The sequence below is a fragment of the Rugosimonospora acidiphila genome (assembly GCF_039543385.1).
GTDB lineage: Bacteria > Actinomycetota > Actinomycetes > Mycobacteriales > Micromonosporaceae > Rugosimonospora > Rugosimonospora acidiphila.
On the sequence record NZ_BAABJQ010000015.1, the window covers coordinates 189775 to 216238 of the forward strand.

At 71.8% G+C, this 26464-nt stretch carries 20 protein-coding genes; 12 read left to right on the top strand and 8 right to left on the bottom strand.

Annotated elements, in window-relative coordinates:
- Positions 1-121 precede the first annotated feature (121 nt).
- On the bottom strand, positions 122-1057 hold the full coding sequence (locus tag ABEA87_RS24380) for an RNA polymerase sigma-70 factor (protein WP_345633181.1): 936 nt from the start codon (positions 1055-1057) through the stop codon (positions 122-124).
- A gap of 189 nt (positions 1058-1246) precedes the next feature.
- Between ABEA87_RS24380 and ABEA87_RS24385 the strand changes: the two genes are divergently transcribed.
- Entirely contained in the window at positions 1247-1753 is a 507-nt protein-coding gene (locus ABEA87_RS24385) for a carboxymuconolactone decarboxylase family protein (protein ID WP_345633182.1), read from the top strand.
- Between the two features lie 149 nt (positions 1754-1902).
- Complete coding sequence (locus ABEA87_RS24390; RefSeq protein ID WP_345633183.1) at positions 1903-3969, top strand: hypothetical protein; 2067 nt, start codon at positions 1903-1905, stop codon at positions 3967-3969.
- Positions 3970-4152: 183 nt separating this feature from the next.
- On the opposite strand, the gene ABEA87_RS24395 is transcribed toward ABEA87_RS24390, so the two are convergent.
- The 4 genes from ABEA87_RS24395 to ABEA87_RS24410 all read right to left on the bottom strand — a co-directional run bounded on the left by ABEA87_RS24395 (position 4153) and on the right by ABEA87_RS24410 (position 10818).
- Positions 4153-4896, bottom strand: coding sequence for a dienelactone hydrolase family protein (locus tag ABEA87_RS24395; RefSeq protein ID WP_345633185.1), 744 nt, complete (start codon positions 4894-4896; stop codon positions 4153-4155).
- A gap of 197 nt (positions 4897-5093) precedes the next feature.
- Entirely contained in the window at positions 5094-6704 is a 1611-nt protein-coding gene (locus tag ABEA87_RS24400) for a carboxylesterase/lipase family protein (RefSeq protein ID WP_345633187.1), read from the bottom strand.
- Positions 6705-6894: 190 nt separating this feature from the next.
- The gene (locus ABEA87_RS24405; RefSeq protein WP_345633189.1) at positions 6895-7191 is read right to left on the bottom strand and encodes a hypothetical protein; all 297 of its coding nucleotides are present in this window, start codon (positions 7189-7191) and stop codon (positions 6895-6897) included.
- A 54-nt stretch (positions 7192-7245) separates the two neighbouring features.
- Entirely contained in the window at positions 7246-10818 is a 3573-nt protein-coding gene (locus tag ABEA87_RS24410; RefSeq protein ID WP_345633191.1) for an NB-ARC domain-containing protein, read from the bottom strand.
- A gap of 642 nt (positions 10819-11460) precedes the next feature.
- On the opposite strand from ABEA87_RS24410, the gene ABEA87_RS24415 reads away from it, so the two are divergent.
- The 7 genes from ABEA87_RS24415 to ABEA87_RS24445 all read left to right on the top strand — a co-directional run bounded on the left by ABEA87_RS24415 (position 11461) and on the right by ABEA87_RS24445 (position 20314).
- Positions 11461-12747: a C39 family peptidase gene (locus ABEA87_RS24415; protein ID WP_345633192.1), complete on the top strand. Its 1287-nt coding sequence runs from the start codon at positions 11461-11463 to the stop codon at positions 12745-12747.
- The gene (locus ABEA87_RS24420) at positions 12744-14114 is read left to right on the top strand and encodes a M20/M25/M40 family metallo-hydrolase (RefSeq protein WP_345633193.1); all 1371 of its coding nucleotides are present in this window, start codon (positions 12744-12746) and stop codon (positions 14112-14114) included. Before ABEA87_RS24415 ends, ABEA87_RS24420 begins: the two co-directional genes overlap by 4 nt.
- A 216-nt stretch (positions 14115-14330) precedes the next feature.
- Entirely contained in the window at positions 14331-15350 is a 1020-nt protein-coding gene (locus tag ABEA87_RS24425; RefSeq protein WP_345633221.1) for an ABC transporter ATP-binding protein, read from the top strand.
- A complete protein-coding gene (locus ABEA87_RS24430) occupies positions 15347-16438 on the top strand; it encodes an ABC transporter ATP-binding protein (RefSeq protein ID WP_345633194.1) in 1092 nt (363 codons plus the stop codon). Before ABEA87_RS24425 ends, ABEA87_RS24430 begins: the two co-directional genes overlap by 4 nt.
- A 28-nt stretch (positions 16439-16466) precedes the next feature.
- A complete protein-coding gene (locus tag ABEA87_RS24435; protein WP_345633196.1) occupies positions 16467-17474 on the top strand; it encodes an ABC transporter permease in 1008 nt (335 codons plus the stop codon).
- Between the two features lie 10 nt (positions 17475-17484).
- Positions 17485-18471 (top strand): ABC transporter permease, encoded by a 987-nt coding sequence (locus tag ABEA87_RS24440; RefSeq protein ID WP_345633198.1) that lies wholly within the window; start codon positions 17485-17487, stop codon positions 18469-18471.
- Between the two features lie 100 nt (positions 18472-18571).
- Entirely contained in the window at positions 18572-20314 is a 1743-nt protein-coding gene (locus ABEA87_RS24445; protein WP_345633200.1) for an ABC transporter substrate-binding protein, read from the top strand.
- Between the two features lie 189 nt (positions 20315-20503).
- Here the strand turns inward: ABEA87_RS24445 and ABEA87_RS24450 are convergent, their stop codons facing one another.
- Together ABEA87_RS24450 and ABEA87_RS24455 are read right to left on the bottom strand one after the other, a co-directional pair.
- Complete coding sequence (locus ABEA87_RS24450) at positions 20504-21292, bottom strand: aminotransferase class IV (RefSeq protein ID WP_345633202.1); 789 nt, start codon at positions 21290-21292, stop codon at positions 20504-20506.
- A gap of 108 nt (positions 21293-21400) precedes the next feature.
- Entirely contained in the window at positions 21401-21928 is a 528-nt protein-coding gene (locus ABEA87_RS24455) for a TetR/AcrR family transcriptional regulator (protein WP_345633206.1), read from the bottom strand.
- 199 nt (positions 21929-22127) lie between these two features.
- On the opposite strand from ABEA87_RS24455, the gene ABEA87_RS24460 reads away from it, so the two are divergent.
- On the top strand, positions 22128-23078 hold the full coding sequence (locus ABEA87_RS24460; RefSeq protein WP_345633207.1) for an SDR family NAD(P)-dependent oxidoreductase: 951 nt from the start codon (positions 22128-22130) through the stop codon (positions 23076-23078).
- Positions 23079-23099: 21 nt separating this feature from the next.
- On the opposite strand, the gene ABEA87_RS24465 is transcribed toward ABEA87_RS24460, so the two are convergent.
- Positions 23100-24260 carry a serine hydrolase domain-containing protein gene (locus tag ABEA87_RS24465; RefSeq protein WP_345633209.1) on the bottom strand — a complete coding sequence of 387 codons (1161 nt, stop codon included), beginning with the start codon at positions 24258-24260 and terminating at the stop codon, positions 23100-23102.
- Between the two features lie 280 nt (positions 24261-24540).
- On the opposite strand from ABEA87_RS24465, the gene ABEA87_RS24470 reads away from it, so the two are divergent.
- Together ABEA87_RS24470 and ABEA87_RS24475 are read left to right on the top strand one after the other, a co-directional pair.
- Positions 24541-25947 carry a GntT/GntP/DsdX family permease gene (locus ABEA87_RS24470; RefSeq protein ID WP_345633211.1) on the top strand — a complete coding sequence of 469 codons (1407 nt, stop codon included), beginning with the start codon at positions 24541-24543 and terminating at the stop codon, positions 25945-25947.
- A 212-nt stretch (positions 25948-26159) separates the two neighbouring features.
- Positions 26160-26378: a hypothetical protein gene (locus ABEA87_RS24475; RefSeq protein ID WP_345633212.1), complete on the top strand. Its 219-nt coding sequence runs from the start codon at positions 26160-26162 to the stop codon at positions 26376-26378.
- The last annotated feature ends 86 nt before the right edge of the window (positions 26379-26464 follow it).

Consider the following 26464-nt stretch of genomic DNA (forward strand, 5'->3'; position numbering starts at 1 on the left):
CGCCCCGCCGCTCCGGCGGCGCGGCGGGCCGGCGCGCCCTTGGCCGATCCGCCGCCATCCGGCCGGGCGCCTGGATGCGCGTGGATCGGCGGCGGCTGGGCAACGGTCCGCACCTCGGCGGCTACCTGCCGGTGGAGGTGCCGGTCGCGTCGTTGGGTGCCGAGAGGCCCCGGGCGCGGCGTTGCAGGACGGCCTCCCGCCGCAGGTACGACAGCTTCTCGGGATTGCGTACGGCGTAGAGGCCGGCGATGAGGCCGCCGTCGACGCGTACCGTCATCACGGCGTCGATCTCGCCGTTGATCCTGACTATCAGCGCCGGGTAGCCGTTGACGGGTGCCGGATGCAGCGACGCCACGGCGGCGACCCGGCCGAGTACCTCGGCCACCCGCTCGGCCCCGACGATGGGTCCCTGCCCGGCCGGCACGACTCCCCCGCCGTCGGCGAGGAGCACGACCTCCGGCGCGAGGATGTCGAGCAGGTGCTGCAGGTCGCCGGTTTCCACCGCACGCCGAAAGGCCTCGATCGCGCCCCGGGTCTCCGTCACGGAGACGACCTCGCGCGGTCGGCGCGCGGCGACGTGCGCCCGGGCGCGGTGGGCGATCTGGCGGACCGTTGCCGGGTTCTTGCCGACGGCGGCCGCGATCTCGTCATAATCCAGGTCGAACACCTCGCGCAGCACGAACACCGCCCGCTCGGTCGGGGTGAGCGTCTCCAGCACGAGCAGCATCGCCATCGACACGCTGTCGGCCAACTCGACGTCCTCGGCCACGTCGGGCGCGGTCAGCAGCGGCTCGGGCAGCCAGGGTCCGACGTAGGACTCCTTGCGCCGGCGCAGCGTACGCAACCGGCTCAGCGCCTGACGAGTGGTGATCCGCACCAGATAGGCCCGCTGATCCAGCACCGTGTCCAGGTCGACGCCCACCCACCGCAACCAGGTCTCCTGCAGGACGTCCTCCGCGTCCACGGCCGAGCCGAGCATCTCGTACGCGACGGTGAACAGCAGGTTGCGATGGGCGAGGAACGCCTCGGTGGCCGGGTCCACGGTCCGCGCGCTCATTGCCGACTCCTGCCTGTCGCTCGACTGTGCCACCCACAAGACGCCGGACACCATCACCGTGTGACACCCGCGATCGGTGGCCTACGCCACACGGCCACGCTGTCACGCGGATCGGGGCGCCGGCGTCTGGATGTCCGTGAGGCACCAATCCTCAAACCACCAGTGAGATCGAGAAGGGAAGACCTCACCATGTCCACGATCACCACAACCACGCGGGACGACCTCGAGTCGCGACTGCCCGACCCCACCCAGTTCTTCCCCGAGCTCGTAGGAGTGGCCGGAACCCTGGTCAAGGCGATCCAGAACGGCTCGGTTCCGCAGACCACCATCGGCCTGGTACAGCTGCGCGGCGGGCAGATCTCCGGCAGCACGTACCACACCATCGGGCAGACCGACCAGCTCCGCAGGATCGGGGAGACCGAGGAGCGCATCACCGCGGTGGCGTCCTGGCGGGACGCCCCCTACTTCACCGACGCCGAACGCGTCGCGCTGGAACTCGTCGAGGCCGTACTCACCCCGAACCCGTCCGGGGAACGCGTTTCCGACGAGCTGTACGCCAGGGCGAGCGCGCACTACGACGACAAGGGACTGTGGACCCTCACCCTGGCGATCAGCCTGATCTGCTACTTCATCCCCGTCGCTCTCATCGGCAAGCCGATCCCCGGCATGCCCCCCGGTAAGAACTACAGCCGATAACGCCACGGCGAGTCGCGGGGGGACGCGTCGCGGTACCGCCCGGGTGGGGTGTCCGTCTCCGGCGGGCGCCCCACCCGAGCCGGGGCCCGAGCGTGCCGCGGTCGGCTGGCAGCCCAGATCTGTCGCATCGACCACCTAAACTGTCCGCCATGATGGCGCAGGCACGGCTTCGCCTGCTGCGGCTCGGCGACTGGCGCAGCACCCGCATCGCGACCTTCACCGCCGGGCTCGCGGTCGCGGCGGCCTGGGTGCCAACGGTGCTGCTGGAGCCGTGGACGCGATCGTTCCTCGATATCTACAGTCGCTACGATGCGGTCCTCGCCGCCCTGGCCGTGTCACTCATCGTCGGCTTCACGGGGGCGTGCCTGTTCAACCGGTGCGCGATGGTGGTGGCGTTCGCCGCCGTCAGGCGGCGGCGCGCGATCGTGCTCGCCGCCGTACTCGGCGCGTTCACGGCCGCCATGGCTACCTGCGAGCTGGCCGGGGCCGGAGCGATCGCCGAGCGCTGCGTCGTGTGGGCCACGATCGGGTCGTGCGTGCTCACCTTCCTGATCCTGTCGGTGTGGGACTCGAGGACGATGTGGCTGAACTTCGGAGCCATTCTTGGCCTGATGATCCCCCTGGTGGCGTGGTCAGTCGCCCGACGCGAGCATCATCTCCCGCCACTCACGGCGGCGCTGAGTGTCGCCGCCCAGAGCCTGTTCGCGCTCGCCGTCGGCACCAGCTGCGCGTGGCTGGTGCTGCGCTGGACCCACGGGCTCCCGCCGCGGTGGCGCTGGCTGCGCGTGCCGGCCGCCGCGGCCGTGGCCGCCTATCCGCTGTTCCTCCTGCTGGCCAACCAGCTGCTCGGCGGCATCGACGAGGTGGCGCTGCTGCCGATCATGGCGACGCTGGTGGTGCTGGCATGGCGGGCCATGGCGCGCGGCGGACGATTGGCGGTCAGGGCCGCCGCGGATGCCGTCGGCGCGCTCGGGCTCGGGGTGGTCGCGGTGCTGACGCTGGCGTGGCTGGCCAACGTGCTCGACCTGCCCCGCACGGAGGTCGATGCCGTCAAGGGGGTCGCCGCACGGCTGCGCGACGTGATCGACCTGCCGTGGTGGTTGTGGGCGCTGGTCTACGCGGCGCTGACCGGCGCGCAGCTCGCACTGGCATTCGGGCCCCGCTGGGCGACGAGGATGCGCTCCGGGGTCCGGCGGGTCACCGCTGGGGTCAGGCTCGGCGCCCGGACCGGGTCGATCACCGGCACGGTGCTGATGTTCGCCGCGTTCCTGGTGGCCCTCGCCCCCGTCGCGGTCACCCCGGTGCTCGCGCACCGCATGCGCGCGCACTACACGGCCTCGCTGAGCGCGCAGGCCGCTGCCGAGCGGGAGCAGGCGATCTCGCAGGCGGTGACCCGGGCGTTCTCGGTGCCGAATCCGCCGGACGTGCCCGTGCTACGCGCGATGTTGGCCGACATCCACACGATCGATCATCCGCACCGCGCCGGGGACGGGCCGACCGGCACCGAGGCGGCGCTGATCCGGCAACTCGGCCAGCTGCAGGGCCAGGCCCGCCAGAAGGCCCCCCATGCGGCCGGGTCCGACGCCGCCCCGGACACCGCACCACCGCATCCGGACGCGGCAGCGGGGTTCGCCGGGACGCCCTCGGACGCGGCCGATCTCAGTCGACGGCTGACCACCGTCCAGGACCAGGACGAGCGCACCGATCAGCGTCGGGAAGCGGCCGACGAGGCGGCGGACCTGGCCGCCAGCACCCTCACCACCGTGCTGGACTCGGTGCCCCTGCCGTTCGGCATCGACCGTTTCGAGGTTGTCGGGCTGGTCCGCGGCTACCTGGAGGGCCTGGCCGAGTCGCCGATCGGCGAGGCCTTCCAGAGGTGGACACAGCTGGCCGCGGGCGGCACCGACCCGCCGGCCGGCTCGACCACCGACGCGACGGCGTTAGTCGAGCCCAACGCGCAGTTGCTCGAGTTCCAGGCGAGCCTGCTGTATTTCCAGACGAGGCTGGACACCAAGGCGGGCGCCAGCACCACGGCGGACGACCGCGTCCGGCAGGAGACGCAGCAGAACCCGCTGCTGGCGGCGGTCGACATGGCCAACCAGACCCGGTTTCTGCGTACCGGTGCCGGTGTGTGCGTGGGGTGCAACCACCCCGGCGACCTCTACCACCGGTTTGAGGATCCCGGGCTGGAGGTCAGGCCCGAGTTCATCAGGTGACCGTGCGCGGCCGGACGATCAGGGTCCCGTCGCCGCGTTCGCCATGGTGGCGGGGGTGCGAGGGCGTACCGCCCGAGATTCGGGTGGAACCCCTGTTCGGCGACCAGACCGGCGGCCCGCCGCGAAGGCGCCGACCGGGAGCGACTCCGGGTCGGCGCGTTCACGCGCTATGAGGCGGCGGACCTAATCAAGGTGCCGGGCGAAGAACCGCGACGCGCTGCCCGTCTCGGTCGCGGGGGTCTCCCCATGCTTGCCGGGGTTGGCATGCAGCGTCTTGTCGGCCGACGCCAGCGCGTCGAACAGCGCCAGTCCCTGGTCCCGCGGCACCCGCTCGTCATCCCACTGAAGCAGGAACCGCACCGGTACGGTGATCTGAGCGGCGGTGGCGGCCAGCCCGTGCACGCCGAGCAGGCCCAGCACCGCCGCGCGGATCCTGGGCTCCGCGGCGACCAAGGGGACGCCGAGGCCGCAGCCCATCGACATGCCCCAGTAGCCGGCGGGGCCGGCGCCCACGACGTCGAGCTCTCCGATCGCGGTCAAGACCGCCCGCCACTCCGCGACAGCCTGGTCGGTCAGGAACGTGTGCATGGTCGCCAGCCGTGCGGCGAGGTCCTCACCCGTGGCCACGGCGGACCGTAGGTCGGCCGCGATCCGGGCGAACTGTTCGGTCTTCGGCCGGTCGCCGTGGTTGGGCGCGTCGATCGCGACCACCGCGAAACCGCCCTCGGCGACGAACTGGCGGGCGCGGGCCACGATGCCGGGGGCCTTCTTGTGCTGCCCGCCTCCGTGCCCCATCAGGATCAGCGGACGCGCCCCGGCGGCGTCCTCGGGTGTCCACAGCACACCGGGAATCTCACCAAAGGTGAAGGGAAGGGTGAACAGCCGTTCGATGACGCCGTCGGACGACGTCGCGGAGATGAAGCGCAAAGCGTTTCGGGCCTTTCGGGATGCCTTGTGCGGGCGCTCCCTAGACCATGCGTGGGAGGGAGCCCCGACCTGTCACAGCGTTGATCGGTCTCACCTCCTCGGGTCGCGGCAGTGCACGGCGCCGCAAAACCTACCACAGGCACGGCCTCGGGGTGCGGGCCCTCGCGGACCCGCACCCCGGCTTCGATCCGGCGGCGTCAGCCGTCGATCGAGGACCAGAAGCCGCACTGGTGCTCGGCGGCCAGGTCGACCGTCCGGATCCCGTTCGGCGTCAGCGACCGCACCGTCGTGGTCGAGCCCTGGAACCGGCTCCAGTCGGGGGTGCCGGGCCGGTTCGGGTTGCCGTTGTGCGCGAAGGCGCTCCAGTAGCCGATCATCTGGTTGGAGAGCTGGTGCTGCGCCGCCGTGGCCGGGCCCGGGAACTGCTCGTCGTCGAAGATGTACTGCAGTTCGCTGGCGTGGAAGGCACCGGTGGCGAAGCTCGGCGGCGGGCTGTCCGACGCCCAGGGCGAGTTCTCGTCCGCGAACTCGTACGCGTAGGTGGGCACGTACCTGGACAGCGCGCGGTCGGTGGTCAATGCCGGGCAGGACCAGGCCCGGTCGGTCCATACGGCCGCCAGCGCCTCACTCGGCGACGCGTAGTCGCTGACCGGGTACCGGGCCAGCACCCGCTGCGCGTCGGCCGCGCCGAGCACCGACTCGACCTCGTTCTGGTAGTCGTCGACGGTGACCACGTGCGAGGTGAACTGTTCGATCGCCGCCACGAACATCCGGTGCTCGTCCCGGGTGGTGCCCTGGATCACCGGTACCCGGTTGAACCGGCCGGTCGCCACGGCCTGCGCCGGGCTGATCGGCAGCAGCCCGCCGCCGTACACCGGCCCGTAGCCCTGACCCCCGGCGGACGCCTCGAGCAGGGTTGCCACCGGTACCGCGCGCAGGCACGCCGCCACCGTCGCGGGGTCGGCACAGCCGACCCGCTGCGCCAGCGCCGAGCCCTCCTGCTCCGCGACCGCCCGGGCCCGTGGGTACCAGTTGCCACCGTCCTGGTACGGCCACTCGGTCGTCACCGCGCACGGCCCGCTCTCCATCACGGCCCGTTGGAACAGGCCGGCGGAGGACGGCGCCGCCAGGTGCGAGCAGGTGCTCACGCTGCCGGCCGACTCGCCGACGAGCGTGACGTTGTGCGGGTCGCCACCGAACGCCGCGACGTTGCGCCGCACCCAGCGCAGCGCGGCCTGCTGGTCCTGCAGCCCGTAGTTGCCGGACTGGTCGCCGCCGAGCGCCGGGTTGGCCAGGAAACCGAAGACGCCGAGCCGGTAGTTGGCGGTCACCACTACCACGTCGCCCTGGTCAGTGAGCCGGTCGGCGCCGTAGAGCCGGGCCGAGCCGGAGTAGAACCCGCCGCCGTGCACGAAGAAGACGACGGGCAGCTTCCGGCCGGAGGTCCGCCGCGGCGTGGTCACGTTGAGGTACAGGCAGTCCTCGTTGTCGCTGGGCGCGTCGCCGAGGAAGCCGGCGGTCTGCGGGCAGTCGTTGCCTGGCCGGGTGGCGTCCCGGACCCCGGTCCACGACGCCGCCGGCTGCGGTGCCGTCCAGCGCAGCGCCGCGACGGGCGCAGCCGCGTACGGGATGCCCTGGAAGGTGCGGTGGGTCGCCTCGGCGGTGCCGCGCACGGCACCGGCGTCGGTCCGCACGACGGTGCTGTCCACAGTGGACTTCCCCGCTCCGCCGGCCGCCGCCGCGGCGCCCGCGCTGACCAGCACGGCGGCCAGACCGATGGCGATCCCCGCACCGATTCGATGTTTCATCGCTGTGTCCCTTCTCGACAGTGTCGGCTGTGTCGACACCGATACTGCCGGCGGCACGGCGGCCGGACACGGGCACCAGAACCCCAATCGGGGGTGGAGTTAGTACCACCATTTCCAGGAGAGAGGGACGGAGGTCCACCCTCCGAGTCGAACCGACGCCACCGGGCTGGGACCACTCGCTCGACGGCCGCTAAGGCGTGCCTGCCGGATCAGGAGACTGGGGGCTGCGGTCTGGCCATGGGTTGACGAGGTGACCGTTGTCGATCGCTTCGCGCGACTGCTCGTCGTTGCGGTACCGCAACGGAATGATCGATAGCGGTAGCGGCTGGCCGGTCAGGCGCGATCGTGCGCGGATTGGTCGCACGAACGGTCGCGGTCCTGGCCCCGTGGCGATCCAGGCAGCCAGCGATACCTCGATGTCGCCCATGGGGTGGCCGATGGTCACGAGGATGTCGTCGGGGTCGGGTGTCTGGGCCGTGGCGCTCATCCGCTGATGGTATGCCCGGTGCCGGCAGGCCAACTTGCTGTCGACCGGGCGGGGTCAGATCTCGTCCGAGGTTCGCAGGTCGACCGAGACCGGCACCCGCACCGCCGGCTTGTGCTCCCGTTCGAAGGAAAAGAGGTAGATGCCGGCCGTGCCGCCGACGGCTACGGCCCGGCCATCCGGCGTCCAGGCGCAACTGGCGGCCTCGTTGTCCACCCGCATGAGGGCATGGACGTCACCGCTGCCGACATCCCAGATCCGTACCGTCTGGTCGTCGCCGGCCGAGGCGAGCCAGGCACCGTCCGGCGCGATCGCCACCGCCCGCACCCGACCGGCGTGGCCGGCGAGCACGGCACGCTGCTCCCCGGTGGCCACGTCCCAGATCCGCACCGTCCAATCGTCACCCGCCGACGCGAGCCACGTACCGTCCGGCGCGATCGCCACCGTCTCCACCCAGTCGGTGTGGCCGGTGAGCACGGTGCGCTGCTCCCCGGTGGCCACGTCCCAGATCCGTACCGTCCAATCGTCGCCCGCCGACGCGAGCCACGTGCCGTCCGGCGCGATCGCCACCGCCCGCACCCAGGCGGTGTGGCCGGTGAGTTCGGCCCGTTGACGGCCGGTGGCCGCGTCCCAGATCCGCACCGTCCAATCGTCGCCCGCCGACGCGAGCCACGTACCGTCCGGCGCGATCGCCACCGCCCGCACCCAATCGGTGTGGCCGATGAGCCAGGCGCGCTGGTCCCCGGTGGCCGCGTCCCAGATCCGCACCGTCCGGTCGTCGCCGGCCGAGGCGAGCCAGGCACCGTCCGGCGCTATCGCCACCGCCCAGACCCGACCGGAGTGGCCGGCCAGTTGGTCGCGTTGATGGCTGGTGAAGCAGTCCCAGATCCGTACCGTCTCGTCGTCGCCGGCCGAGGCGAGCCACGTGCCGTCGGGCGCGATGGCCACGGCGGAGACCCGGCCACGGTGGTCCGCCCGTTCGGCGCGCCGGCGGCCGGTGCTGGCTCCCCAGATCCGCACCGTCTCGTCGTCGCCGGCGGAGGCGACCCAGGTGCCGTCGGGGCCGGCCGCCATCGCGCACACCCGCGCGGTGTGGCCGGCGAGTTGGGTGCGCTCCTCGCCGGTGACCGCGTCCCAGATCCGTAGCGTCTTGTCGTCGCCGGCGGAGGCGAGCCAGGTGCCGTCGGGCGCGATGGCCACCGCCCACACCCAACCGTTGTGGCCGGTGAGGGTGGCGTGTTCGTCGCCGGTGCCGGAGTCCCAGATGCGCACCGCGTAGTCCCGGCCGGCGGAGGCGAGCCACATGCCGTCGGGCGCGATGGCCACCGCCCACACCGAGGCGGTGTGACCGGTGAGGGTGGCGTGTTCGTCGCCGGTCTCCGCGTCCCAGATGCGCACCGTCTTGTCGTCCCCGGCCGAGGCGAGCCAGGACCCGTCGGGTGCGATGGCGACCGCCAGCACCCATTCGGTGTGACCGGTGAGCACGGCGCGCTGCTCGCCGGTCTCGGCGTCCCAGATCCGCACCGTGCCGTCCCCGCCGGCCGAGGCGAGCCAGGTGCCGTCGGGCGCGATGGCCACCGCCCACACGGCGGTGTCGTGGCCGGCGAGCACGGCGCGTTGCTGGCCGGTGTCGGCGTCCCAGATCCGCACGGTCGTGTCGTCACCGGCCGAGGCGAGCCAGCTGCCGTCCGCGGCGACGGCCACCGCCAGCACCCGGCCCCGGTGGCCGGTCAGTACCGCACGCGCACAGCCGGTCGCGACGTTCCAGATCCGCACCGTCTCGTCGTCGCCGGCGGTGGCCAGCCAGCTGCTGTCGGGGGCTATCGCCACGGCCAGCACCCGTCCGGCGTGGCCGGCGATGGTGCGGCGCAGGGCGGGCTGCGGCAGGTCCGGAAGCGGCCACCGGTTGACCAGCCGGGGAACCCGGCGCTCGCCGGCCAGCGCGGCGCCCTGCGGGCCCCAGTCGGGACCGTGCGCGACCCGGCTGTACAGGATGTCGATCTGGGCGTACGCCGGATCGGTGGGGCCGAGCAGGTTCGCGGCCTGTGCGAGGGCGGCGGCCAGGCGGGTCGCCCGCGGGCTGTCCAGCAGGGCCAGGTCGGCGTGCGGGGCCGCCGGACCGAACCGGACCAGCCGCGCCGCGACCCACCGCAGGTCGCTGGCGAGCGCCTCGGCCTGTCCGGCCCGGCCGGCGGCGACGAGATGCCCCACCAGGTGCTTCCACAGGTACCGTGCGGAGGGGTCCAGTTCCCACCAGGCGGTGCCGCACGCGGCCATGGCTCCGTCCAGCGGCGTCGGGGCGGGCAGGTCCTCGGCGACGCTGTCCAGCAGCGCCCGGTGCACCGCGGCCCGCCGGTCGGGATCGAGGATTTCGCGCAGGTGGTCGTGCACGACGCCGTGCACGCCGATCACCGCGTCGGCGCCGCTGCCGGTCAGCGAGATCAGCGCCAACGCGTCCAGCCGGGCGCACAGCTGCCCGGTGGCCGGCAGGCGCAGCCCACCGGTGACCCGCCAGAGCCGGGCCGCGAGGGTGACCGGTACCGCCTCGTTCTCGGCGAAGATGGCCAGTTCGGCGCAGCGGGCCCGTTCGTCGTCGGTGAGCAGCCCGAGGCTCGCCTCCAGGGCGGCGCGGATCGCGCGCTGCCGCTGGCCCGGATCCTCGACGTCCAGTTCGTGGCCGCCGCCGGGCTCGGTGGGCTCGCCGGAGGCTGGCACACCGGCCCGGCGCAGCCGGTCGCACAGGTCTGTCGCCGCCTCGACCAGGTCGGCCCCGGTCTTGCCCTGCCCGGCGAGCGCCGCGTTCACGAGCCTCACCAGCAGCGGCCACCGTCCGGTCTGTGCGACCAGGGCGTTGACGAGGTCGCCGGGCAGCGCCGGAAGGTTGCGGGTCAGCAGGGTCCGTGCCCGGTTCGCCGGCAGTTGCCCCACCGGGACGGTGACGCCGTGCTCGTCCAGCGCCACCGGGACGCGGGTGGTCAACAGTCGGGAGCATTGCCGGCCGCCGGCCGTGAACGGGACCAGCTGCTGCGGGTAGCACACGTCGTCGAGGATCAACAGGCACGGCGGCCCGGTGTCCAGCAGCGTCGCCAGGTGTTCGCCGGCCTGCCGCGGATCGGTGAACGTTTCGGTGCGGCCCGGGTCGAGCAGTTTGATGACGTCGTTGACCTTCTCGGCGATCGCCGCCGCCGACATCACCTCGCGGCCCAGCGTCACCCAGAACACCCGCTGCCCGAAGTGCCGCAGTACCCGCCGGTGGGTCCGGACCAGCTTCGCCACGGTGGTCTTGCCGAATCCCTCCGCACCCTCGAGCGCGATGGTCGGACCCACCGGCCTGCCGCCGCCCGTCAGCGCGGTCACCACCTGGTTGACCTCGTCGGACCGGGACAGTACCCATCCCTTGGGCCGCTGCAGGGCCGGCACCGCGCGGGAGGACTTGCGGTCCGCCCACCACCGCAGCATCCCCGCGGTGGTGGCGCTGGCGACGATGGCCGCCGAGGTGACGCCCGCGGACCACGCCAGGGGCCGCGTCCGGACCGCGTCCAGCCGCCAGGGCCAGTTGCCGGCGGACCCGGACGCGGCGTGCAGCGCTATCGCCGCGCCGTTGACCGCGGCCATGCCGAAGCCGGTCATCATAAGTATCGGGACCGAGCTTGACCGAGCTACCACTCCGAACACCTCCGCGGCCCCGCCGTCACGGCGTCGCGGTGCTCGCGTTCCGGCGAGCGATCCGCACAGCTGGCCGTGGCGCCAGGACTAGTCAACGATCACCGACCGGCGACGCCGGCGGAATGTCGGCGTCGCGCCGAGCAACTTGCCCGGATTTGCACCGGACCGGGATGTCAGGGGCCTGGCGCTCATGGGTGGATTCGAGCCACTGCTGTCGGCTGTTGGGACATGGCTGGACCTTCTTCGACAGCGGTGGCGGGTGCAACACCTGTGTCGGGTTCTTTCCAGCGAAAAACGTGAATATCTGCTGGTAGATAAGGAGTTTTCGCGACACGCCGATGATTCGCGACCGCACGGGCAGGACAAACGTGTCGCCGAGACGGCACCGCGCGATTCATTGAACTGATTTCGGCGTGAATCCTCATCACGTAACGGGACGGCGACGGCGCCCCGGCCGACTCCGGCGCGCCGGATGCCCCCGGGCGTGTCGGTGGTACCGCCGGTACCGCCAGCGCCCCCTCCGTCGGGCCAGCCCGTTTGCTCCTCGCTATGTTCATCAATATAGAAATCTGTAAGAATCGACGGAATCTCTCGGAAGGGGCCGTCATGACCATCTATCGACGTACCCTGTTGCGCGGTGTGGCCGGCGGATCGTTGGGCATGCTGGCCGGTCCACACCTGGCCCAGGCCGCCGCAGCGGCCGCGCGGCCGGCCGAACCGGCGCGCGACATCGGCTACCGTGCGTGGAGCGGCCGGGCCGGATTCGCCGCCGGAACCTCGGCCGGCACGGCGTGGCGGGGTCAGACTCTCACCGTCCACACCCCGATCGGCCGCACCACCTACAGCGACCCGTTCACCGGCGTGAGCCGCGACTACGAGTACGCCACCTGGACGTCTCCCTGGGTCCGTCCGGGCTTCGCGGCCAGCCAGGCCGTGGCGTCCTGGAACGCGGACACGCCGAGCGGCACGTGGCTGCAGACCGAACTGCGTGGCATCACCGCCACCGGTGCGACCACCAAGTGGTATGTGATGGGTCGCTGGGCGGCCGACGACGCGGCCTTCTCCCGCACCTCGGTGCCCGGCCAGGGCGACGCGAACGGCACCGTGGACATCGACACGTTCGAGGCCGCCGACGGCGCCGGTCTGGTGCGGTGGCAGCTGCGCGGCACGTTGTACCGGCTGGCCGGCACGACCCGGACCCCGGCGCTGCGCTCGATCGGCGCCATGGCCTCTCTGCTGCCCGAACCCGCCGACTATCCGACCAGCACCGCGCGGTTCGCCCGCGGCACCGTCCTACCGGTACCGAGATACTCCCAGGACGTCCACGTCGACCAGTACCCGCAGTGGGACAACGGCGGCGAGGCGTGGTGCAGCCCGACCTCGACCTCGATGGTCGTCGCCTACTGGGGCAAGGGCCCGAGGCCGGCCGACTACGGCTGGGTCGACCCGTCCTACGCGGACCCGTGGGTCGACTACGCCGCCCGCAACACCTACGACAACAACTACAGCGGCTGCGGCAACTGGCCCTTCAACACCGCGTACGCGGCCCGGTTCGGGCTGGCCGCGTGCGTCACCCGGCTGCGCTCGTTCCAGGAGGTGGAGCGGTTCATCGCCGAGGGGGTGCCGGTCATCGTGTCGGCGGCCTTCGCGAAGGGTCAGGTGCCGGGCGCCGACTACTCCACCAACGGCCACCTCATGGTGATCGCGGGGTTCACCGAGCACGGCGACCCGGTGATGAACGATCCGGCCGCGCCCGACGACGCGGCGGTACGCAAGGTGTTCGGCCGGCCCGAGTTCGAGACGGCCTGGCGCAACAGCAGTGGCGGCACGGCCTACCTCATCCATCCACCCGACAAGCGGCTGCCCGCTCCCCCGGCGCAGGCCAACTGGTGAGCCGGCCGATCGGCGGGACCGTGGCCGCCCCCGCCGATCCGGCACTGGTCGCCGAGACCGTCGAGCTGTGCTCCCGGCTCGTGCGGTTCGACACGTCGAACTTCGGCGGTGGCCAGGCCCGCGGCGAGCGCGCCTGCGCGGAGTGGATAGCGCAGCAGCTCGCCGATGTCGGCTACCAGCCGCTCGTACTGGAGGCCGCGCCCCGCCGGGCGAACACCGTGGTCCGCATCCCGGGTGCCGATCCCGGGGCGCCGGCGCTGCTCGTGCACGGGCACCTGGACGTGGTGCCGGCCGACTCGGCGGACTGGAGCTTCGACCCGTTCGCGGGAGAGGTGCGTGACGGCGCGGTCTGGGGTCGCGGCGCCCTGGACATGAAGGACATGGTCGCGATGATGCTCGCCGTCGCCCGCTGTTTCGGCCGTCGCGGATTCGTCCCGCCGCGAGACATCGTGCTGGCCTTCGTCGCCGACGAGGAGGACTCCGGGCAGTATGGCGCGAGCTTCCTGGTGCGGCGGCACGCCGAGCTGTTCGAGGGGGTACGCACGGCGATCGGCGAGTCCGGCGGGTACTGCGTGCACCTGCCGGATGGTGGCCGGCTGTACCCCATCGCGGCCGGCGAACGGGGCAGCGCCTGGATGAACCTCGTCGCCAAGGGGCCGGCCGGGCACGGTTCCCGACCCAACCCGGGCAACGCGGTGGCGGCGCTGGCCGCCGCGGTGGACCGGTTGGCGCGCCACGTGTGGCCGGTGCACCTGACCCCGACCGTGGCCTCGCTGCTGGACGGGCTGCGGGCGCACCTCGGCGTGGACATCGACCCGGCGGACCCGGCGACGCTGGACCGGCTGGGCGACGCGGCGGCGCTGGTCCGGCCGGTCATCTCGAACTCGCTCAACCCGACCATGCTGTCGGCCGGGTACAAGCACAATGTCGTGCCGAGCACCGCCACGGCCGGCGTGGACGGCCGCATCCTCCCCGGCGCCGAAGAAGCCTTCTTCGACACCGTGGACGAACTGCTCGGCGACCAGGTGACGCGCGAGATGCTGGGTTACGGCGCACCGATCGCCGCGCGGCACGACACGGCCGAGTTCGCGGCCATGGCGGCGGCACTGCGCGCGCAGGACCCGCAGGCGCTCGTCCTGCCGTCGTGCACCGGCGGCGGTACCGACGCGAAGAAGTTCAGCAGGCTGGGCATCCAGTGCTACGGCTTCTCCCCGGCCAGCGCGCCACCCGGGTTCCATCAGGACGACTACGTACACGGCGTCGACGAACGGGTACTCGTGCAGAGCCTGGAGTTCGGTGTCGAGGTGCTGCGGCGATATCTGAGCAGCGCGGTGACTCCGGCCTCCCCGAGCATCTCGAACCTGTGAATCTTCGTGGCCGCTGTTGACCCGCGAGGATGTTGCGGGCAAGGTACGGTATAGACGCTCCTTGATCACCCGGCCGACCGGTCAAGCGCCGATCGGCCGCAACTCCGGCGTTCCCGGCCGTCGCTCGGACGGGAACGCCGCCGGCAGTAGAGTCCGGGAGGTTCATTGGTTCCGCCGGTATCCGCGCCCGAGCGGTCGCGGTCGCAGCCCTACCTGATGGTGCGGGACCTGACCGTGCGCTTCGACACGGAAGACGGCGTGGTGCGCGCGGTCAACGGGGTGTCGTTTTCCGTCGATCGGGGCCGCACCCTGTGCATCGTGGGCGAGTCCGGCTCGGGCAAGAGCGTCACCGGACTGGCCGTGCTCGGCCTGCACAACCCGCGCCGCACCCGCCTGGGCGGCCAGATCCTGGTCGGCGGCCGCGATGTCGCCGGGCTGGACGAGGAGCAGATCCGCGTGCTGCGCGGGCGGAGCATGGCGATGATATTCCAGGATCCGCTCTCCGCGCTGCACCCCTACTACACCGTCGGCCGCCAGGTCATGGAGGCGTACCGGGTGCACCACCCGTCGGCCGGCCGCAAGCAGGCGCGGGCACAGGCCGTAGCGATGCTCGGCCGGGTCGGTATTCCCCGACCCGAGCAGCGGATCGACCGGTACCCGCACGAGTTCTCCGGCGGCATGCGCCAGCGGGTCATGATCGCGATGGCCCTGGTGAACAATCCCGACCTGCTGATCGCCGATGAGCCGACCACCGCGCTGGACGTGACCGTGCAGGCGCAGATCCTCGACCTGCTGGCCGAGCTTCAGGCGGAGTTCAATACCGCGATCGTGCTCGTCACGCACGATCTCGGAGTGGTCAGCCAGGTCGCGCACGACGTGCTGGTCATGTACGGCGGGCGGACCGTCGAGCAGGGCAGCGTGGAGCAGGTCCTGCGCCACCCGCGGCACCCGTACACCTGGGGGTTGTTGGCCAGCGTACCGTCGCTGCACGGCGACCCGGACGCCGAGCTGGTGCCGGTCGCCGGCAGCCCACCCAGCATGATCGACCTACCCGCCGGATGCGCCTTCCATCCGCGCTGCGGTTACGCCGACGCCACCGGTGGACGCAGCACGACCGAGATACCGGAGTTGCTACCGGCGGGCGCGCCCGGGCACGTGGTGGCCTGCCACCTGTCCGAGGCCGAGCGCGAGCGCCTGTACCGCCGCGACGTCGCGCGCACGGAGGTGCCGGGATGACGCCGCGCCAGCGCCGACCCGAGCCGGACCCCGACGATTCAGGGGCCGCGACGCCCGACGGCGACTCAAAGGCTACGGGCGATTCACAGACCACCGGCGATTCACGGCCGGCTCCACTGCTCGCGGTCGAGGGGCTGACGCGGCACTTCGTGGCGCGGCGCGGCCCGCGCACCCACTCGATCGTGCGCGCCGTGGACGGCATCGACTTCGACGTGCGTCCGGGCGAAACGCTCGGCCTGGTCGGCGAGTCCGGCTGCGGGAAGACCACCACCGGGCGGATGCTGGTGCGCCTGCTGGAACCGACCTCGGGGCGGATCAGCTTCGACGGGCAGGACATCACGCACCTGCGCGGCCGGGCCCTGCGCCCGCTGCGGCGACAGCTGCAAATCATCTTCCAGGACCCGTACTCCTCGCTGAACCCACGCCACACCGTCGGCGAGATCGTGGCGATTCCCCTGCGGGTCAACGGGGTTCGTCCGCCGGGCGGGATCACACGGCGGGTACGCGATCTGCTGGAGATCGTCGGACTCAACCCGGAGCACTACAACCGCTACCCGCACGAGTTCTCCGGCGGGCAGCGCCAGCGCGTCGGCATCGCCAGGGCGCTGGCGCTGCGGCCCAAGCTCATCGTCGCCGACGAACCGGTCTCCGCGCTGGACGTGTCGATCCAGGCGCAGGTGGTCAACCTGCTGCGCCAGCTGCAGCGGGACCTGGGCCTGGCGTTCCTGTTCATCGCGCACGACCTGGCCGTGGTGCGGCACTTCAGCCACCGGGTGGCCGTGATGTACCTGGGCAGGATCGTCGAGATCGGTGCCCGCGATGACATCTACCGCAATCCGCAGCACCCGTACACGAGGGCCCTGCTGTCCGCGGTGCCGGACGTGGCCCGGATCGGTGCCCCGCCCGCGCGCATCCGGCTGACCGGCGACGTGTCCTCCTCGCTCGAGGCTGAGTCCGGCTGCCGGTTCCGCGGCCGGTGCTGGAAGGCGCAGGACCTCTGCGCGACGCGCGAGCCCGCCCTCGCCCACCGGGACGGCGGGGCGCAGCTGACCGCATGCCATTTCCCGGAGTCGGGGCCGCCGCGGTGAGGAATTCCTTCAGCCGGAGGTGGTGGCGATGAGCCTGTCCAACGCCGACGACATCGCGCTGTCCGAGATCTCGGCCACCGGACCGCAGCCGCCACTACCGAAGGCCGGCCTGGTCGGCCGCTCGCCGGGGCAGCAGGCGTGGGCCCGGCTGCGCCGGGACCGCGTCGCCACCGTCAGCGGCGCGGTGCTCATCCTCTTCGTCGTGGTAGCGCTCGCCGCGCCGCTCATCCAGCGCCTGTACGGGGTGGGGCCGCAGCAGCAGTTCCAGGACGCTCTCGATGGCCTCGGCATGCCGTTGGGTTACGCGGGGGGCATCACCGGCGGGCACTGGTTCGGCCTGGAGCCGGGGCTGGGTCGGGACATCTTCATCCGGATGGTCTACGGGCTGCGCACCTCGCTGGTTATCGCGGTGGCGGCGGCGGTCATCACCACCCTGATCGGCGTCGCCGCCGGGGTGCTCGCCGGCTACCTGGGCGGCTGGGTGGGTGCGGTCATCGGTTGGGTCACCGACTTCGCCCTGGCGATGCCGTTCCTGGTGGTCGCGCTGGCGCTGGTGCCCACGGTGACCCTGCGCTTCTACGGGCCCCGGCAGGCCGAGCCGGCGGTGTTCCGGGCGGGCCTGCTGATCGTGGTGTTCGCCGTCTTCGGCTGGACCGGGGCCGCGCGGCTGGTCCGCGGGCAGATCGTCTCGCTGCGCGAACGAGAGTTCGTGGAGGCCGCGCGGGCCAGCGGGGTCGGCCTGGGGCACATGCTGTTCCGCCAGTTGCTGCCGAACACCTGGGCGCCGATCCTGGTCTCCTTCTCGCTGGCCGTGCCCTCGTACGTGACCGGTGAGGCCGTCCTGTCGTTCCTGGGCATCGGCATCGTCGACCCCACACCGGACTTCGGCGCCATGATCTATAGGAGCATCGACTACCTGCAGACCGATCCGACCTATGTCTTCTTCCCCGGCGTGACGATCTTCCTGCTCGTGCTCGCCTTCAACCTGTTCGGTGACTCGCTGCGCGACGCGCTCGACCCGAAGTCCTCCCGCTGAGAGGCCCGCCGTGCTGCGATTTCTGGTCAAGCGCCTGCTCTCGGCGATACTCGTGCTGCTCGCGGTCAGCGTGCTGAGCTTCCTGATGTTCTTCGCGCTGCCGCGCGACCCGGTGACCGCGATGTGCCCGAAGAACTGCGACGCGCAGCGGCTGGAGCGGGTACGGCAGGAACTCGGCCTGTCCGACCCGCTCTACCAGCAGTACGTGGGTTACATGAAGGGCATCTTCGTCGGGCGCGACCTCAACAGCGCCCAGGGCGGCCACTGCGACGCACCGTGCCTCGGCTACTCGTACGTCAACAGCGAACCGGTGACCCACACCCTGACCCGGGTGCTGCCGGTGACGCTGTCTATCGTGATCCCGGCGGCGGTGCTGTGGTTCGGGCTCGGCGTCGGGCTCGGGATGACATCCGCCTTGCGCCGGGGCACGCTGCTGGACCGGCTCGCCATCGGCTTCTCGCTGACCGGTGCGTCGCTGCAGTTGTACTTCGTCGGCGCGGTACTGCTGCTGGTGTTCAGCTACACGCTGCACGTCGTACCCGTGCCGCACTACACCTCGATTCTGGTCGACCCGTTGCGGTGGGCCGACGGGCTGGTGCTGGCCTGGGTGACGCTGGCGTTCCTGTTCTGTGCCATCTACGCGCGGCTGTCCCGGGCCCAGATGGTGGAGACCCTGTCCGAGGACTTCGTGCGTACCGCCCGGGCCAAGGGCCTGCCCCGATCGACCGTGTACGGCCGGCACGCGCTGCGGGCGGCCATCACCCCGCTGATCACCATCGCAGGCATGGACGTCGGTGCCGCCCTCGGTGGCACGGTGGTCACCGAGACCACCTTCGGCCTGCAGGGGCTGGGGCGCACCGCCTGGGACGCGGTGCGCGAGGGGGACCTGCCCACCATCATGGCCACCGTACTGATCGCGGCCGTCTTCATCGTGGTGGCGAACATCGTGGTCGACGTGCTGTACGCGGCCATCGACCCCCGGGTCCGCCTCCGGTAGCCCGCCGCCGGGGCCCGACCCACGAACACCGCCACTCCCCTACCGCGACCTCGGGACGCTTCACCGGGACAGATACCCGATATAAGGAGAAGGAGGCGACATGCGACTACGAACCGCCGCGGCCGGCGGTGCCGTTCTCGCGCTGGCCCTGACGCTGAGTGCGTGTACCAAGAACACGGGGCAGCACGACACGGCCGGCAACACCCGCACGTCCACCGGCGTGATCGACACCAACCCGAAGGACTCCCTCGGCCCCGCCGCGGAAGTACCGGATGCCCGCAAGGGCGGCACCTTCTACGTCCTGAAGCAGGCCAAGATTTCGCACCTCGACCCGCAGCGGATCTACTCGTTCGTCGGACTGATGACCGCGCCGCTCTACAGCAGGTCGCTGACCACCTGGAAGGACGACGGCAAGGGGCACCTCACGCTGGTCGGTGACCTGGCCACCACGCCGGGCACGGACGTCAACAAGGACTGCAAGACGTGGCAGTTCACCATCAAGGACGGGCTCAAGTTCGAGGACGGCACGGCCATCACGGCCAAGGACATCGCCTACGGCATCGCCCGGTCGTTCGACCCCGACCTCACCGGCGGCCCGACCTACCTCCAGGAGTGGCTGGCGAACACGCCGCAGTTCGACACCGCCTGGCACTTCACGCCGAAGGCGGCCGCCCTACCGCCGGGGCTGACCGCGCCGGACGACAAGACGCTGCGCTTCGAGTTCAAAATGCCGCACTGCGACCTGCCGTTCGCCGCGTCGCTGCCGTCCAGCGCTCCGCTGGAGCCCGACAAGGACACCGGCGTCAACCTGGACAGCCAGCCGCTGTCGTCCGGCCCCTACCGGGTCACGAAGAACGTGCCCGGGGTGGAGCTGGACCTGGAACGCAACCAGTACTGGGACCCGGCCACCGACCCGGTCCGCCACCAGTACCCGGACAAGTTCGTCTTCTCCTTCGGCCCCGACCGGGACGCGGCCAACAACCGGATGATCAGCGACAGCGGACCGGACCAGAGCGCGCTGGCCTGGGACGACGTGCCATCCTCGCTGATGGCACGGGTCGTCGGGGACACCAACCTGCACGATCAGGTGCTGACCTCGCCGACCCCGAGCGAGGCCCGGCTGAGCATCAACGTGCAGCGGGTCACCGACCTGAGCGTCCGGCAGGCGCTGAACTACGCCATCGACCGCTCGGATCTGATCAAGACGCTCGGCGGCCCGACGGTCGCCTCGCCGGTGACCACCCTGATGCCGCCGGGCACCATCGGGTACCAGCAGTACGACGCCTACCCGGCCGGCGACACCGGGGACATCGCCAAGGCCAAGCAGTTGCTGGCCGGGAAGACACCGGAGTTGGTACTGGGCTCCGCGGACGACTCGGTGGACCTGGAGATCGCCACCCAGCTGAAGAACAACCTGGAGAAGGCCGGCTTCAAGATCACGGTGAAGCCGATCCCCGAGGACTCGAAGCTGGACGAGACCAAGGAGAAGAACAACCCGTGGGACCTGTACGTCGACAACTGGGCAGCGGACTGGCCCAGCGGCGCGTCGATCCTGCCGCCGCTGTTCGACGGCCGCAAGATTCAAGACTCTGGCAACAGCGACACCTCCTATGTGGATGATCCGGCGATCGACTCCGAGTTCGACCGGGTACTGGCGCTGGACCCGGCGAAGCAGGGACCCGAGTGGGCGAAGCTGGACCAGCGCATCATGAAGGAACTGGCCCCCGCCGTGCCGCTGTATGTGGACGTCCGCTACGAGCTACACGGCTCGAAGGCCGGCGGCCTGTTCATCGGCAGCGTCTTCGGGTATCCGGCGTTCACCAACGCCTTCGTGAAGGCCTGACCGGCCCGGAATAATCGGATTCATTCGCGAGCGGCGCCCGGCCGGCGACGACGTTTGTCGCCGGCTGGACGCCGGGCACGGCTGGGCGGTTTCCCGGTCGAGTGCGGATCACTCCGCCGCGAAGGTGGCCGCCATGAGCGTCCGGTCGAGGAAACAACCCACGTCCCGGAGGGATGAAAGAGACGTCGCTTAGAGCACATCCCACGGGACCTCGGCCCACGCCGACCGCAGGACCGCGTCCAGGGTGCCGTCGTCCCCGGGGAAGCTCGTACCGCCGATCCGGGCCAGCGGCTGGCTGGGGCAGCTCGAGTTGGTCGCCGCCGCGGCCGTGAACCCGGCAAGCGCGCCGACAGCCACCCGCCGAGCCGTCCAGGGCACGCCGGTCCGTCGCAACCCCTGCCGCAGCAGGTGCATGGCGATGCCGGGCAGCGCCTCGGCCTCGGGCCAGACGACCCGCGCGCCGTCCCAGAACGCGACGTTCCACTCCGAGCCCTCCCGCACGTACCCGTCCCGGCCCACGAAGAGCACGTCGTCGAATCCCGCCTCACGGGCCTGCCGGAGCTGGTGGGTGAGGCCCATGGTCGCGACGTGCTTGAGGTGCGGCAGGTCCCGCTCGTAGGTGACCGCGCGCACCAGCCACGCCGGCTCCGGCGCGTCGGTGAGGGGTTCGGAGACTGACACCATGACGTCGGTAGCCGCCATCTCGCCGTCCCGGGGGATCACGGTCACCCGAACCGTCGCGTCGCCCTCGCCGTCGAGCGCATGCCGGATCAGGCCGCGGAGGCGGTCCGGACCGCCGTCGGCGGCGTCGGGGAAAAGCTCGCGCGATGCCCTCGCCAGACGCTCCAGGTGCCGGTCCAGACCGCGGACCGCCCCCTGGCGCACCTGCATCGAGGTGAAGTGGCCGTAGTTCCAGGTCGCCACCCGATGCATGTCCTCGATGCCTGCGCTGTGACCGTTGAATTCGACCTTCAGCACGTCTTCATGCTGCCACGGCCGGTCGGCTCCGGCACCCCGCCGGCGGCTGGCCGGTGCCCCGGGCCGTCAGGCCGGTGCCCCGGGCCGTCAGGCCGGTGCCCCGGGCCGTCAGGCCGTGCCGCCGGGGCCCTCGGCGGCGGTGGCGATGCCGTGCAGGAGCAGGCCGATCAGGCGGCTCGCCAGGTCCCGCTGGTCCTCCTCGCCGGCGATCATGGTGATGCCGCCGAGACCCATCAGGACATCGTTCGGGTCGACGCCGGGGCGCACGCCGCCGGCGGCCGTACCCGCGTCGAGCAGCGTCGCGATCGCCGCCCGCAGCAGGTCCCGGGTGTGCATCCGGTCCTCTTCCGACAGCAGCACCGCGCGCAGGACGTCCGCCATGCCGTGCTTCGCCGCCATGAAGTCGACGAACCTCTCCATCCAGGCGGGCAGCGCCGCCGCCGGGGTGAGCGTCCGCAGCAGCTCCGCGGCGGCGTCGCACAGGCGGATGACCTCGTTGCGGTAGACCGCCTCGACCAGGGATTCCCGGGTGGGGAAGCGGCGGTAGAGGGTGCCGATGCCGACCCCGGCGGCCCGGGCGATCGCCTTCAGCGAGGTCTGCGTGCCCTCGCGGGCGAAGGCCTCCGCGGCCACCACCAGCAGACGGTCATGGTTGCTTCGCGCGTCGGCACGAAGCGGACGATCGGGCACGATATCCCCCCTGTTCCTCATTCGGGTGTGACCCATGCCGCTGGTAAACGGACCCGGCTCCGCTTAGGCTGGACCGTATGCGGACCGCGGTCCGTATATAGCCTAGCCCGTGGCTCGCCCTGCCATCCATCACGAGGAGAAGCCCATGTCAGACCTCATCACCACACCCTTCGGGGCCACCTCGACGGCCGCCGAGGTCATGGCCGGAGTCGACCTGCCCGGGCGCCGCGCCATCGTGACCGGCGCGTCATCCGGCATCGGCGTCGAGACCGCGCGGGCACTCGCCGCCGCCGGTGCGCGGATCACCCTCGCGGTGCGCGATGTCGCCGCGGGCCAACGGGTCGCCGAGGACCTGATCGCGACGACCGGCAACGCCCAGATCCTGGTCGCCCCGCTGGACCTGGCCGACCAGCGGTCGGTGGCGGCGTTCGGGTCGGCCTGGTCCGAGCCGCTGCACATCCTCGTCAACAACGCCGGGATCATGGCCACCCCCGAACTGCGTACGCCGCGGGGCTGGGAGCTGCAGTTCGCCACCAACCACCTCGGCCACTTCGCCCTCGCGGTGGGGCTGCACCCCTGGCTGGCCGCGGCCGGCGACGCCCGTGTCGTCGTCGTCAGCTCGGTCGGTCACGTCAACGCGAACCTCGACTTCGACGACCTGCACTTCCGGCGCCGCGAATACGACAAGTGGCAGGCGTACGGGCAGTCGAAGACGGCGAACATCCTGTTCGCGGTCGAGGCGGCCAAGCGCTGGGAAGGCGACGGCATCGCCGTCAACGCCCTGAACCCGGGCCGGATCCTGGGTACCAACCTGACCCGGTACGGCGGCACCGTGGGCAGCGCACCGGCCTCGTTCGACCCGAACAGCGCCGACGTGTCGTGGAAGAACGTCGAGCAGGGAGCCGCGACGTCGGTCCTGCTCGCCGGCTCCCCACTGGTCAACGGCGTGACCGGACGCTACTTCGAGGACTGCCAGGAGGCCGGCCCGCACCAGCCCGGGGTACGGCGCGGGGTGGCCGGCTACGCGCTCGATCCCGAGGCCGCCGCCCGGCTCTGGCGGGTCTCCACCGACCTGATCGCCGACGCGGGTCGCTGAGCCCGCGCCAGCGTGCCCGGGTCAGTCCGCCAGCGCCTCGCGCGCCGCGTCGAGCAGGACGCCCTGGATGTCCGTGCCCGGGACCAGACCGGTCACGTCGGGTGCGGTGCCGCCGGTGGGACCGGTGAGGGACGCGGGGATCGGCCCGAGGGTGCCGTACAGGCGCATCGCGCCCCCGGCGACCACCAACTCGCGCTCGATCGCCAGGGCGAGGAAGGTCCCGGTGAATCCGCCGTGGTGCAGGACGGTGAGCGCCTGCCCGCCGACCTCCAGCCGCCGGCAGCGGAAGCCGACCGCCTGCTCCGGGTGGACGGCGTTGGGCGTGGCGAACCGCGCGAGGACGGCGTGGGGCACGAGGTCGCCGCCGCGCACCGCGGCACCGAGGGTGAGCAGGTCGTCGACGGTGGCGAAGAGCCCGGCGTGGCCCGCGACGCCACCGAGTGCGTGTGCGGCGTTGCCGTCGTTGGCCACGCCGCGCAGCTCCCCCCGTCGCCAGCCGGTGAAGCTGTCGGTGGTGAAGGGGACGGGGTGCGGCTCGCCGGTGGCGATCATGCCGAACTCGTACGCGTCGCTGTCCCCGCCGGCCGCGGCCCGCTCGGCGGGCACGGGGCCGTAGACCGCGGTGAGGCCGAGCGGCTCGGCGACCAGGCGGCGGAAGGCGTCGGCGAGGTTGAGCGTGGTGATTCGCTCGACGATGTGACCGGCCAGAATGAGCCCGAGGTCGGAGTACCGCCACTCGGTGCCCGGCTTCGCCGCCAACGGCAGCGCCTGCGCGCGCTCCAGCGCGGTGTCGCGGTCCCGCGTCTCGCAGTACAGCGGCCACCAGGGCGGCAGGCCAGCGGTGTGGGTGAGCAGCTGCTCGACCGTGACGCCGTCCTTCCCCTCGCCGTCGAAGTCCGGGAGGTACCGCCGCGCGGGCGCCTCCAGGCTCAACTGGCCGGCGGCCACCAACCGCATGGCCAGGGTGGTGGTTGACGCGACCTTGGTGACCGAGGCCAGGTCCAGCAGGGTTTCCCGCGCCATCGGGACGCCCGGGGCGTCGCCCACCGGCAGCTTCGCCCAGCCGCCGGCCTCGACCTCGGTGCCGGAATCGGTGCGCACGCCGGCTATGGCGCTGGCCGGGTGGTGGCCGGTGGTACCGAGCGTCAGGAGCCGGTCGACGGCGAGGGAAAGCGTGCTCATCGTTCTCCGTGCGGTGTTTCGTGGGCGGGACCTACGGCCACGGTAATCGCTGCTCCCGCTCGCCGCACCGGCGGTGCTGTGTCTCGGTGACCACCACCACCGGGGCGGCGTCCTCGGGCCGGTGCGACTCTGTGAGCGGCGTCACGCCCGGTTCGCCGCCGGGTGGCCCCGCGCGTACCCGCCTGGGTGCTCGTGTGCCGCGCCGAACCATCGATCCCGACCTAAGATGTGTGCGTGATCAACTTCGGTCAACTTCGATGGATCGGAGGGGAAAATCGCCGTGTACACGCTGCACATCGAGGCCGCCGCCCAGCCTTGGGGAACGCACGACACCCGGCTGATCGCGGTCACCGTCCTCGGCATCGCCATCGTCGTCGCGCTCATCGTCCTGGCGAAGACGCACCCGTTCCTGTCCCTGCTGGTGGGTTCGGCGTTCGTGGGCGTGGCCTCCGGCGTCCCGCTGGGAAAAATCGTCACCAACTTCGAGTCTGGGGTCGGCAGCACCCTGCAGGAGGTCGGCCTGCTCATCGCCCTCGGCGCGATGCTCGGCAAGCTGCTGGCCGATTCCGGCGGCGCCGACCGGGTCATCGACACGCTGCTGTCGAAGGCACCGCCCGCGGCGGTACCGTGGGCTACCGCCCTGGTCGCCATCATCGTCGGCATACCGATGTTCTTCGAGATCGGCCTGGTGCTGCTGCTGCCCGTCATCGTGCTGGTCGCCCAACGCTCCGGCCTGCGCCTGATGAGGGTCGCGATCCCGGCGCTCGCCGGCCTGTCCGTGCTGCACGGGTTGATTCCGCCGCATCCCGGCCCGCTGCTCGCGATCAGCGCCGTACACGCGCAGCTCGGTACCACGCTGGCGCTCGGCCTGCTGGTCGCGCTCCCGACCGTCGTGGTCTGCGGCCCGCTGCTGTCGGTCGTGATCGCCCGGCGGGTACCGGTCGGTGCCCCGGAGCGGGCCGGCGGCGTCGACACGACGGCGGGAGGCACGCGCGGCGATGAGGTCACCCGGCCCCCGTCGTTCGGGGCCACCCTGTTCACCATCCTGTTCCCCGTCATCCTCATGCTGCTCAAGGCGCTGGCGGACATCGTGTGGCCGGACGCGAAGCACGCGCCCATGGCCCGGACCGTGCTGGACTTCATCGGTGAACCGCTGGTCGCGCTGACCCTCGCCGTGCTCCTCGCGATGGTGACCTTCGGGTACGCGGTCGGGTTCACCGGGTCGGCGGTCGCGTCGCGGATCGGCGCCAGCGTCGCGCCGGTCGCGGCGGTCATCCTCATCGTCGGCGCCGGCGGGGGCTTCAAGCAGACCCTCATCGGCGCCGGGGTCGGCGACACGGTGGCCAAGTTCGCCAACAGCGCGCACCTGTCCGTGCTCGTGCTGGGCTATCTCATCGCGGTGGCGCTGCGGTTGGCGACCGGATCCGCGACCGTCGCCACCATCACCGCCGCCGGCATCGTCGGGCCGCTGGCGACCTCCCTGAGCCCCACCCACGCCGCCCTGCTGGCGCTCGCCATCGGGACCGGATCGCTGTTCCTCTCGCACGTCAACGACGCCGGCTTCTGGCTCGTGAAGGAGTCGTTCGGGCTGACCGTCGGCCAGACCTTCGCGTCCTGGTCGGTGATGGAGACCGCGGTGTCGCTGGTCGGTTTCGGGTTCATCATGCTGCTGTCGACGGTGACGTGACGGCGGCGCCGCCGAACCACCGAGGCGATGCCGCGCACGTGCAGGCCGAGCGCGCGCACGTACGCGGCCGGCACCGCCTCCCTCTCCAGCCCGAGCACCCGCACGCCGTGCGGCCGCAACTCGCCCCCTGAACCGCCCGCGACGGCGTCGGGGGCCTCAGGCGGATGTCGCCAGCGGGTGTCGCCGACGGCCCGGGCGGGTACGGGCCCGGTATGAGCGGATCACACGACGAACAGGATCGGGTACGCCGGAGGGCCGAGCACCTGCTCCCGGAGGAGGAGGCGGCCGGCAGCGACGACCGCCGGGAGCAGGCGGCGGCCATCCTCGACGAGTCGGACCGGCGCACCGCCGACCCGAACGCCGCGCCGGGCTCGTTCCTGGAGCGGCGCACCTCGGCGCAGACGGTCAGCGCGCCACAACCCCCGGACTGAGCCGCACGAGGTTTCCGGTGGGCGTGGCTCACGCCGAGCCGGCGGCCGGATCGGCGCGCCGGACAGGGCCGGTCCACCGGCGGTCC